This window comes from Halorubrum miltondacostae, assembly GCF_041379815.1.
Taxonomy (GTDB): domain Archaea; phylum Halobacteriota; class Halobacteria; order Halobacteriales; family Haloferacaceae; genus Halorubrum; species Halorubrum miltondacostae.
Genome location: NZ_JBEDNY010000002.1, coordinates 626,182 through 638,659 on the forward strand (window position 1 = coordinate 626,182; position 12,478 = coordinate 638,659).

Here is a 12,478-nt window from a genome sequence, read left to right on the forward strand (position 1 = left end):
GGGGCACAAACCTCCGACCCACTGACAGCGGAGCGCCCACCTCCGGCGGTCCGCCTCACACATGAGACGCCGACGCCGCCCGCCGACATCTGCCCGACGGTGGCTCGTCTTTGGGGGGCTTCTGTGTATCGTGATCGCGGCGATAGGGATCGGTGCGGCTGGAGCAGCCGGCGATACGCATGCTGTGTCACTCGCGATCGAGGCACCGGAAGAGGCCGAACCGAACGAGACGATCACGTTGTCGGTGAGGGCGAACGCCACCGAGGCAGTGTACGGAATCGACTTCGCGGCCGCCTATGATCCCGACCGCGTCGAGGTCGATGACGTCTCATCGGGAGCCTACCTCGGCGACGGTGCGGGTACCATCGTCGGCACGGCCGGTGCCAATCCCGACGAGCAGATGATCTCGTACGCCGAATCGCGCACGGTGGTCGAGTCGGGCATCACCGGTGAGGGCGTACTCGCCACGGTAACCGTCACCGTCGATGGGAACGCCACCGGTAACCTCACCTTCGAGTTCACGGAGGCTTCCGCGGTCGATCCGGCCGTCGAAGACCTCCCAGTAGAGACGAGTGGAACGACGGTTCGCCTCCCGGAAAACGAGTCTACCCCGTCTGGCTCCGGGGACAGCGCCGATCCCGGTTCCACCGAAAACGGGTCGTCATCGAACATCACTGGCGAGGACCCCGAAAACGCTCCCGACGAGAAGTCCCCGCCGAATTCCGGGAACGGTAACACCGACTCGACTGATGATGAGTCGTCAACGGATGGATCCACCAGCGCATCCGACGAATCGGATGATTCAGCGTCCTCGGATGACGACTGGCCAGAGACGGTCGGCGACGAGGTGAGAGCTAACCTCGACTCACGTGAACGCGTCGGCGTCATCGTTCACGTGAACGGCGACACCGACTCCGTTGCGACGGCGCTTCGTGACGCGAACGCGACCGAAGTCCAGCAGTTTGCGTCTCGAAGCGTAGTGGCTGCTTTCGCCGACCGTACCACTGTTCGTGCGGTAGCGGCCCGCGAGAATGTGACGCAGATTGAATCAGACGAAACCGCTGTGACGGCGAATCCCAGTCCGATCAACATCGCCGAGAGTAGGCTTCCATCACAAGCGTCTCTAGGATCGAACGAAACCGTGACCGTCGTTCTCACGAACATGGGGGAGACCGCTGTCAACGACGATCTAACACTTCGGCGAAACGGACTCGCCGTCGCCGAACGTACCGTCTCCGTCGCACCGGGCGAGGAGGTCGATCTCTCCTTCAGCGTTGCGTTCGATACGCCCGAAAACACGACACTCTCGCTTACCGGGAACCGGCTCAACGAGGCGCGTCTCGGCGTAGTCAGCGTGGACGGCGACACCGCCGCACAGAACACTACTGATGGTGTGACGACTGATGACACGCCGGGATTCAGCGTTCTCTCGGGCCTGTTCGCGCTCGCGCTGTTTGGGAGAGTTCTCTCTCGGTCTCGGTAGGTGACCATCCGCTCTCGATCGCCTGTCGTCTGCGGATTAATCTCTTCCCAATTCGTTTATAGGTAGGGACAGGTCACTTGGCGGTGTTGAGATAAGGTCGAAGGATGAGGCGGTCAAAAGGTCGAGTGGTTCATGCTCAGTTTCGACCGCCTCAGCGGCGATAGCGGTTGTATCGAATTAGATTTTCTGGAACGAGAGGCGACACCCGAGCCGGCGATGAAGCTCGGTATCCGACTCCATTTGGCTGGATTATCACTCTCGGATACCGTCTCGGTTCTTGAGAGGTTGGGTGTCGATCGCCATCGGACCACCGTCCATCGGTGGATACAGAAAGCCGATCTACAGCCGACAGGCGGTGTCGACCCGAATCACGTTGCGGTCGATGAGACCGTGATTCAGCTCAATTCTGAGCAGTATTGGCTGTATGCTGCCGTCGATCCCGACACGAATCGCATGCTCCATGTTCGACTCTATTCGACGAGGAATAGCGCTGTGTCCTCGATGTTTCTCTCAGAACTGCGTGAGAAACATCAGGTCGACGACGCAGTCTTTCTCGTCGATGGTGCGCCGTGGTTACACGCTGCCTGCCATCGCCACGGGCTCCGATGCCAACACGTCGCACATGGGAACCGGAATGCCGTCGAACGTTTTTTCCGTGAAGTAAAACGTCGAACAAACCAGTTCTCAAACACGTTTAGCCACGCCGAACCAAGCACCGCCGAAAATTGGTTACAAGCGTTCGCCTTCGCATGGAATCAGCTTACCTAAACACTACCTCAACTGCTCAGAACATTTATTAGACAAGAATCATATGGCTGTGACATCGTTTCCAAATGGTAACATTAGTTGGATTCTCACCGGTGGGGCGGGGAGCAAATGGCGACTGACTCATCGACACGCGATACGAAGCGAACAGCGATCGGATCTTCTGAAGCAGCTACCTCATTTTTTGCCGTTGTGATGGCGGTCGTCATGGTACTCAGCATGGCGGCACCGGCGCTGGCTGCCGGACCGTCGTCACCAAACGTGGAGGGAACGCAAAACCTTTCGGTTGAATCTACGGCTGCTGCGGGCGGCGGAATTGGCGGCCCATCTGTCTCCGGCGACAGAAGTGTGGCGACAGGACTTCGCCAGACAGACGGAACCGAATATAATTCGAACAATGAGACCGATGCTACGGGTCACACTATCACGCTGGTTACCGGTGAAACGGTCCACCTCACCGAGACACCGGACGGGTGGTCCGTGACCAGTCAGACGACAGCGAATATTCGGGTCGTTGAGGCCGGTGGTTCGACGTACGTCTATCCGAGCGACGTCGACTTCTCGGTGTACGATCCGAAACTGTTCAATGTCGAACTTCTCATCGAACAGGGCCTGACCGATGCCAAAGCCGACGTGATTCCTGTTATCGTTGACACGGGTGAGGCGAGCTCATCATCGGTCGGGACCATGGACGCCATCTCTGGACTCTCCGACACGCGCTCGCTCGATTCGGTCGGCGCGAGCGCCACCACGATCGACAAAAGCGCCGGTAGAACGGCGATTGAACGACTGGACAACGAGTTCGGACTCGACTCTGTCTATCTCGATTACACAGTCGACGTGTCGCTCAACGAGTCTGTCGAAGCGATCGCAGGTGACCGGGCTCAACGGCAGTACGGTGTGAATGGGTCTGGCGTGACGGTGGCCGTGTTGGACACGGGCGTCGACGCCACCCACCCGGATCTTAACGACACGGTTATCAACCAAACCGATTTCACCGGCGATGGAATTGGCGATCGTAACGGTCACGGAACCCACGTCGCCGGGACGGTCGCCGGTGACGGCTCCGTAGACGAGAACTTCACTGGTGTCGCGCCTGGCGCCGATATCATGGACGTGAAAGTGCTCGGTGACGACGGTGCCGGGGCGATCTCGCAGGTCATTGAGGGCATCGAGTATGCTGATACGAACGGTGCCGACATCATCTCGATGAGTCTCGGCGGACCAGGAGACATCGACGACCCGATCGTTGAAGCCGTTGAACAAGCCGAGGCGAATGGGTCAATCGTCGTGGCCGCCGCCGGAAACAACGGTCCCGACCGCCAGACAATCGGCTCACCCGCGCTTGCGCCATCCAGTATTACGGTCGGCGCTACGGACGGTTCGACGGGCACGCTCGCGAGCTTCTCCTCGCGAGGCCCCACAACGGCGGGGATAGTCAAGCCGGATCTCGTCGCACCCGGCGTCAGTATTGCCGCGCCGAACGCCGGCGGGGCTGCCGGTAGCGACACGCCTGACCCGTACGTCGAATACAGCGGAACGAGCATGGCGACGCCCCACGTGAGCGGCGTCGTGGCCATGATGCTGGACGCCGATCCGGACGCCACGCCCGATCGCGTCCGAAACACGCTGTTGTCGACGACAGACGCACCCGTCGGCGACGCGGACTCCCCGACCGATGCGTTCGCGCAGGGGACCGGGCAGGTGAACGCAAGCGACGCCGTATCGCCCGGTCTCATTCTCACCAACGCGAGCGAAAGTCTCGGTGTCGTCGGTGACGAGCCGCATATCAACCGAACGCTAACCCTCGAGAACCCGACTGACGATTCGGTCGAGCTGCTCGTCGAGCCGTCGATGACCGACGTCACGGACGGGACCGCGAGCGAGACGCCGTGGGTCGAACGCGACCGAGTCGAGCTTAATGCGAACGAATCGGCCACGCTGAACTACTCCGTCGCCACCGACGTGGACGGCGGGTCGTACGCCGGCGAAATAGTGTTCGTCGAGAACCGAACCGACGACCAGCATCGCGCGGTCTTCGGATTCGTCTCCGGGGAGCGCGTCACCGTCGAGAAAACGGCCTTCAGTGACCGCGGATCGGTCGAAGGGGATCCGGTTTGGATCGCATCCGGCGACGAGACGACGGTGACGAACATCGGTGAGGACGGTAAGGCGACGTTCCTCGCGACTGGAGACAAGTACGTCGTTCACTCCGCCGGCTTCGACGAGGAAGCCAACCAGCCGATCTCTACCGCGGAGTGGGTGAACGTCTCGCAGACGCAGAGCGTGACACTCAATGAGTCGGAGACGGTGCCCGTCACGCTGAACGGCTCCGCATTTGAGGATGGCGTCAGATCGGTCCAGGTAACGCCGAGCGCCCAATTCCGGGTCGAGAATTCATTTACAACGTGGAGCGGTCCGTATGCCAGCACGAACGCAAAAACGGTCCGGTTCACGCCAGATAGCCGGGTGAACGCTAGCGTGGCACACACCTTTGCACCGGGCAGTCAACACGAAAGTGGTGCCGATCTTGACGTGGATGATGTCTACTACGATGTCTACCACGTTCTCGACGTGACAGGCCCGGTCGAGTACGTGGTCCAGCCAGATGAGTTCGCAACAGTGAACAGCAGCTACCTTCGGAGTACTAGGGGAGAAGACTACGGAATCTTCTTGTACTCCTCATCAAATCGCTATGACGACGCCATCTCACCGGGTTACGTCTGGGATGTCGGTGACCGTGGTTCACAGCAAGTACATCTTTCTGGGACTGCTGATATCGCGGTAAACGCACGGACAAATTCCGGCGATCTCTGGCAAATCGACAGATATGAGAACCCTTCCGGCGGCGAGGAGTTCGAAGCGGCATTCCAGCGTCTCCCGGCCACCGGTGACGTGTCTCTAACTCTCGGCCCGAATAGTCTCGACGTTCACGGGGTATTTGCGGCCGATCAGCCGCCACACCGCCTCGATTACAGGGCACTCAAGGAGGATAACGAGGCCTACTTGGATAACCCGTACGCGGTGACGGTTAACGGTGATGTGGTCGCAAATGGAACCAGTCAGGGCTCGTTCTCCAGGTTCCTTGATATGGACCTCACCGACGGCGACGAGGTTGGCGTCGGCATGCTCGGTCGGAACCCGAGCGGCGTCCTCTCGACGGAAACGCGAACGACAACGCTCGTCACCTACGACGACGATGAGACCGCCGACAACACCCCACCGGCGCTCGAAAGCGTCGAGATCGGCGACGCCGACCAGTACAACCGGGTCGACGCCGGCAACGTCACGATCCGAGTCGACGTCGACAGCAGCGACGGCGTCAACGACAGCGCCGCTCGGATACTCACCGCACCCGGCGACGTGGACGATCCGGCGTTCGCAAACGAGACGGTCAACCCCAACGGCACTTGGAACGAGCACGACGTGACCGTCACGACCGAAGGGAACGTCCAAGAGCTCGAAGCGACGGTCAACGCCAGCGACTACGACGGAACGCTCCACTTCGCCACGTTGGTCGCTGACACCGGTGGCGACGCGTACTACACCGAAACGCGAAACGCCTTCCACGTCGAGACCGTGCCGTCGCTGGAGGACGGGGGCAGCGGTGACGACGGTGACGACGGTTCGACCGCGACGGAGATGATCACCGGCGAACTCACCACGGCCGACGGCGACCCGGTGGCCGAGCGGTCCGTCATCGTCAACCGCCGCGACACAGGCGAGTTCCTCTACGAATGGGCCGAGACCGAAGCAGACGGTTCCTTCGCGGTCGAAGTCGAGAGCGGCGGCGTGTACGATCTCACGTACCTCGAAGCCGACCGAAGCCAAGAGGGCTTCGAGCGGAACGGAAACGTCGACATACAGAACATCGGCACCGTCGACCTCTCCGGCAGCGACACCACTACCACCGCTCCCGACTCTGTCGCGTCGTCCGACGCGTCAGAAGGTGTTACCCCTTCGGTCGGTACGAGCGACACGGCCGACGCTGCGCTAATCAACACGACGAACTCGAGTCTCGGTACGGTCGAAGTGGAACGGGGGCACCCGCTCGTGGTCGACGTTGTCAACGAAAGCGGATCGGCGGTTCAGGCGGCGAGTGTGGAGTACAGAGACGCCGCTCCGGACGAATTCTTCGGCACCGGATACCGTATACAGACCAATGCCAGCGGGGTCCCGATATCGCCGGACGACGTCTTCGGGCTGGAGATGAACGGTTCCACTGACGTCTCCGTGTCGCCGCCGCCGCTCCCGCGGCTGAACCAGACGGCGGCCGAGACGAGCGTCACCGTCAACGGCGAGACGCGCACCACTGTCACGCTCGACGAGCGGTCACCGAGCGCCTACGTCGGATCGTCGTACGGCGATGACGACGGCAACTACACGTCGATTCAGGCCGCGGTTGACGGCGAGTCCGAGGACGCGCTGATCGTCGTCGAGAACGGGACGTACAACGAGACGGTCAACGTCACGAAGTCGGTCGCGCTCGTCAGCGAAGCGGCTTACGAGACGAGTTCGTCGTCAGTCGCCTCGCCCGCCGAGACGATCCTCGATGGCGGCGACGAGCGGACGGCCGCCTTCGTGGTTTCGGGGGGTGTCGACGACGTTTCAATCGCTGGGTTCCACGTCCGGAACTACGATGTCGGCATCGGTACTCTCGCCGGCAACACCACGAACGTCGGAGTCATCGATAACACGGTCCGAAACGTCTCGACGGGAATCGCGGCCGAAACCTCTGACGGCGCCGACCCGAACGTCGGCTGGTACGTCCGACAGAATGTCATCGACGATCCGACGCAAGAAGGGATCGTACTGGGTGACACCACCGGCAGTGCGGTCCTCGAGAATGCCGTCTACGGCGACGGGGATGTTACGTCCGATTCCGACGCTGTCGAGGGCGCTACCATGACCGTGCCAAGCCGGTCGACGACTGCGACCAACGACACCGGCACGGTCGTCGGGATCGGTGTCTCCCCGACCGCGATCGTTGACGGTGTACTCATCGCCGGCAACACGCTTCGCGGGAGCTACAACGACACCGGCATCGGTGCCGTCGCACAGGATGCGGACCTCACCGGCGTCGAAGTTCGCGACAATGACCTCGGGAATGCGCGGTTCCAGAGTGCCGGCGTTCTTCTCGACGCCGCGGACAGCGGTTACCTCTCCGACGCTGTCGTTACCAACAACACGGTGAACGGAACGGAGTCGTTCGGCGCTGTCTCCGTGTCGGCATCTGGCACAGAAAGCGACACGTTCGACATCGAAGTCACCCGGAACGAACTCGCTGACTCCGCAGTCGGTGTCGCAATCACCTCAGCACGATACGCCGGGTTTGCCGGCGATGTCCGCGTCGAAAATAACGATATCTCGAATACCGATGTCGGCGTCGGTGTCGGCTCTGCGCAGGACTTCAGAGAGATTGACATAGAGCGGAACGACATTACGACCGCCGAGTTCGGTATCGGCGTCGAGACGCCGCTCGACCCGACCACGGATTACAGCGTCACGATCGAAACGTTCGAGAATCGTATCGAGAACACGTCGGTCGCTCTCGGCGTCGGCGGAGAGAACGCACGCGCCTTCGCCGACGCCGACGTGTTCGTCGACAACGATCAGGGCGTCGTCTCGGTCAGTGGCGCAGACGCGTACCTACAGGACGTGGACGTCCGCGACAACCGCGTCGGCCTCAACGCCAGTAACGGAGGCTACATCGACGCCCGCCAGAACGAGATCGCCGGCAACGCGGAGTTCGGTGCGATAGTGCCCGACGGTAACGCGACGATCGAAGCGACCGGTAACTGGTGGGGCGCCGTCAGCGGACCTGGCGGTGGCGTTGCTGATCCGAATACCGGCACGGCAGCCGATGGAACCGGAGATAACGTCACCCAGAATGTCACGTTCGATCCGTGGCTCGAGGGAGAGATCGTAACAGCGTCCGGAACTGTCCTCAAACCCGACAATCAGCCGGCGGCGGGCGTCGTCACCGTCCTGACAGAGAACGCCGGAGCGGACCGCGCTGAGATCGACCCGGAGGGTAGCTTCGTCGTCAGCGTCGAAAACGGGTCTCGTCCAGCAGTCGGTTATCAGGGACAGGTAGAGGGTAACGCCATCTCGACGCGTGACGGAATAGCCGACCTGTACACGTTTGGCCCCGATTCGATCGTCGAGGGCGACACCGACCTCGGAAACTACACGCTCCCCGAGGCGAACGTTCTCAACGTCACGGTCGTCGACGAGACCGACACGCCGGTCGAAGACGCGCGGGTTCGAATCGTTCAATGGGAAGACACTCACGGAGACGGATACGCGATCGGTACCGGGGACCAGACGACGAACGCCGACGGCGACCTGCTCTTTCCGGGCGCCGACCGTCCCGGCGTCGAGGTGGCTGGGAACGTGACGGTGGATGTGTCCCCACCCGAGGGGTCCGATGCGTTCGCCGATACGACGCGCACGTATGATCTCACCGTGACGGAGGACGAACAGCTTCCGGTCGAGTTACCGCCGGCGGATGCGACCGAAATCGCCGTCGAACCCGAAAGTGACACAGTCGTGGCCGGAGACACACTCTCGACGAACGTGACGGTCGACACGCCGGAGAACGTCACTTCGGCCGACTTCGTCGTCTCGTTCGCCCCAGATATCCTGAACGTCACGTCGGTCGAAGCGGGGTCGTTCCTCGGTGCCGACGCGATATCGGTCGAGGACGTCGACAACGAGAACGGAACCCTCGATGTCGGTATTTCCACGGACAATATCGAGGGCACGGCCGGCAACGGGACGCTCGTGACAGCCGAGTTCACCGCCGCGGAGTCGATCGACCAGTCAGCCGAGACCGAGCTCGCATTTAGCAAGGCGACCGCACTCAACGAGAGTAACGAGTCGATTCCGGTCGTCACCCGAGACGCGACGGTCTTTGTGGACAGTGATAACGACGGCGATGATGGTCCTGGCGGCGGCGAGCCGTCCGACCCGACCGTCACGGCCGCGATCACCGCGAACCAAACTGAGGTGTTCCCCGGCGACGTGATATCGTTCGACGCCTCCGGGAGCAAAGGAACGGATCTCACGTACGAGTGGACGCTCGGCGACGGCACGAGTGCGACCGGAGAGACCGTCACCCACGCCTACGACGCCACCGGGACGTACAACGTGACGCTCACTGTGGTGAACGCGAGCGCGTCCGACACGGAGGAGATCACCGTTAGCGTCGTCAACCCGGTCACCGCGGAGATCTCCGCGAACCAGACCGGGGTGTACCCCGCCGAGGCCATCTCGTTCAATGCGTCCGCCAGCGAGGGGACGAACCTCGCGTACAACTGGACGCTTGGTGACGGGACCAACGCAACGGGCGAAACCGTCACTCACGCGTACAACGCCACAGGGACATACAACGTGACGCTCACCGCGGCGAACCAGAGCGTCTCCGATACAGATCGGATCGCGGTGCGGGTGGTGGAACCGGTCACAGCAACGCTCACGGCCGAGCGAACGAGTGCGTCAGTCGGCGACATCATCGAATTCGACGCGCTGGGAAGCACGAGTGACAACCGGACCGCGAACGTCACCTACGAGTGGGAGTTCGGTGACGGCACGACAGTGAGCGACGCGGTCGTCGCCCACGAGTACAACGCCACCGGCACGTACACGGTCACGCTCATTGCGACAGACACGGTCACCGGCGAGACGACCACCGACACCGTCGATGTTACCATTGAGGAGGGTACCGACAACGAGGTGCCCGGCTTCGGACCGCTCGCTGCGGTCGTCGCGTTGCTCGTCTCGGTCATCATCGCACGCGCTCGTGACTGACCGGTGAGGCGCTGTCGGCCGGCGACGGGAACCGTCGCTCGTCGACACTATTGCTCGCTGATCTTTTTGAGCTCACAAACCCTGAGAAACGTCCCGTGTGCGGCAGCGCTGGGATCAGCAAGACGTCGACTGAGAGCAACATTCTCTGTCCCTCACAACTATATTTAAACGGGAAACCGCCTCTTTGCCGGCAACAGCAACCTGACACGACGACTACCTTCCACAATCGCGAGAGTGAGACCCTTGCGGTCTGCTGATAGTACAGCGGCTCAAAACGAATTCCACCACTCTGATCGGGGCGAGTACAACACTAGCTCGTAACCTACTGCTGGACGGCACACCCGCATGCTCCACGCTAACTGCGCCACTCACACAACGGCGATTGTATCTCGTCACGAAAGCAACTCCCTGTCGTCTCCACGCGCGGCGAGCGCGTCTCTAACTCATCTAGTCTTGATTATCCGTTGGGCCCAACAAGTGAGGAGAAATCAGTATTGACCGCGATGTCCATACTGCTACTGTCGTATCGTCTGATGACAAATCGGTGTTGTACTTCAGCGACGCACACAGCCAAGACCACGGCTACTTCACGAAGGTACAAGTGAATTCTCACCACTCTCCATCTCATGTAGTGACTGGGCCCTCGGACGCGACCTGCGGACTGTATCCGAACCGCTCACGCAGCGAAAACGACTACTGATTGCTACCGGCTTCGCGAACGCGCGAGCACCCCGATCGTGAGTACTGCTGCGAGGAACTGCGGAACCCCAGTGAGCGGGACTGAATCAGAAGAAGCGACTTGATCGTTCGGCTCGATGGCACCATCATCGGTGTCGTTTGACGAGTCTGAGGTCTGTCCATCCCCACTCGTTGAATCGCCGTCTGTCGTCTCAGTACCACCGGAAGCGCTTTCGCTGCTGTCGATATCGGTGCCGTTCTCCGGTCCATCTCCGTCGTCAGTACCGTTTCCGGCCGCTCCCGTGTCAGTATTCCCAGTGCTGGTCCCGTTGTCTACTTTCTCCGTGTCGGTACCCGCACCGTCGGAACTACCGTTCGTCGCCTCACCCTCAGGAGTCTCGTCGTCACCCCCGGCGCCGTTCTCCGGAGACTCAGACGCGTCTTCCCCACCTGTTCCGTCTGTCGACTCGGTGATCGTCACGTTTAGCGTGTCCGTACTATCGGCCGACGAAACCGTGTACTCCAACTCGCCCGGATCGATGTTGTCAGCGTCGTCGGTCAACGTCGCGACAGCGCTTTCGCTGCCGTTGAGAGACACGGTAACGTCATCAACGGGATCGCCATCGTGCGACAATTCAACGGTCGCATCTCCGGTAAAGTCGCCGGTGTTCTCGACGTTAGCGACGATCTCAACCGTCTCGTTTTCGGAGACCTCTGCTGTCGAAGCTCCCTCGTCGATCGCCACCTCGAACGCTGACTCGGTGAGGGTCGTGTTCGTGAGCGCGAGTATCTCCTGCTCGGAGGTGTACGCGATCGACTCCTCGCCGAACACGCTCGTCAACAGCCGAACGTCCCCCTCCTCGTCGGGCGCGGTGAGTTCGGCCTCGTAGTTGTCACTCCCCTCGACCGGGGTCGCTTCGACCTCTTCGACCGCTTCGCCGTCCTCGGTCCGAACGACCGTGATCGAATCCATGTCGGGCGCATCCTCGTACTTTTCGGCGTCGGGATCGATTTCAACGGTGAACGACTCGCTGGGCGTCACCGCTCCGGGGGTGTCGACGGTCGGCTCATAGCCGGCAACCACAACCGGATGGATGGTCTTGAATTCCCGGTCCGCCCGGACGACGAGAACATACGTCCCTGGCTCAAGTCCGTCGGTTGGGAACGACGCCGAGTCATTCCCAGTCATTCGGCTAAAATCGACTCGAGTTACCTGATTGTCGTACAGGTACAGAATATACTCCTTTTCTTCTGGTGCCTCCGTCGTCGCTTCGACGGTTTCGCCAGGCGTCACATGACCGACGGACTCGATATTGAACTCCTGACCGCCTAGAGTAACCGTTCGATCGGGAACGTCGACACTGCCCGCAGAGGTCACGCTGTAGTGTTCTGACGCGGTGGCCACCGCCGCCGCACCGAAGGCGACCGCGGAGAGAACAGCTAGCGCAAAGAGGAGGGCCTGCGTTGAACCAGATTTCATCATCTTGATTCGACAGTCACCGTACATAGTTTTTGTGACCACCCAAATCCTGCCGTGCTGGCGTCAGAAAGACCGTGTATTTGAAACGTTCACCTGCGGCGGCTCCGTCACCGAGTAGCTAATCGACCTTCGCCTTCGTCGTGCTTTTTTGGAAATATCACCGCCGAAAGACGGAAACTGGCAGCAGTCAATCGTTAGAAATATTCAGCTGATGGAAACTATTATACTAGTTGACTATAGTATCAGTCTGTATGCTACTT

The 12,478-nt window shown here is 60.9% G+C and carries 4 protein-coding genes; 3 read left to right on the top strand and 1 reads right to left on the bottom strand.

Annotation, left to right across the window (positions count from 1 at the left end; all coding sequences use genetic code 11):
* Window positions 1-184: 184 nt before the first annotated feature.
* The 3 genes from ABNG04_RS08600 to ABNG04_RS08610 all read left to right on the top strand — a co-directional run bounded on the left by ABNG04_RS08600 (window position 185) and on the right by ABNG04_RS08610 (window position 10,060).
* The gene (locus ABNG04_RS08600) at window positions 185-1,483 is read left to right on the top strand and encodes a cohesin domain-containing protein (RefSeq protein WP_371161766.1); all 1,299 of its coding nucleotides are present in this window, start codon (window positions 185-187) and stop codon (window positions 1,481-1,483) included.
* Between the two features lie 132 nt (window positions 1,484-1,615).
* Entirely contained in the window at window positions 1,616-2,251 is a 636-nt protein-coding gene (locus ABNG04_RS08605) for an IS6 family transposase (protein WP_371161768.1), read from the top strand.
* 477 nt (window positions 2,252-2,728) lie between these two features.
* Window positions 2,729-10,060 carry a S8 family serine peptidase gene (locus tag ABNG04_RS08610; RefSeq protein ID WP_371161770.1) on the top strand — a complete coding sequence of 2,444 codons (7,332 nt, stop codon included), beginning with the start codon at window positions 2,729-2,731 and terminating at the stop codon, window positions 10,058-10,060.
* Between the two features lie 703 nt (window positions 10,061-10,763).
* Here the strand turns inward: ABNG04_RS08610 and ABNG04_RS08615 are convergent.
* The gene (locus tag ABNG04_RS08615; RefSeq protein ID WP_371161772.1) at window positions 10,764-12,245 is read right to left on the bottom strand and encodes a hypothetical protein; all 1,482 of its coding nucleotides are present in this window, start codon (window positions 12,243-12,245) and stop codon (window positions 10,764-10,766) included.
* Window positions 12,246-12,478: the final 233 nt, after the last annotated feature.

Coding starts and splice junctions, on each gene's coding strand:
- ABNG04_RS08605 (WP_371161768.1), top strand. CDS start 1,616: ATGCTCAGTTTCGACCGCCTCAGCGGCGATAGCGGTTGTATCGAATTA.
- ABNG04_RS08615 (WP_371161772.1), bottom strand. CDS start 12,245: ATGTACGGTGACTGTCGAATCAAGATGATGAAATCTGGTTCAACGCAG.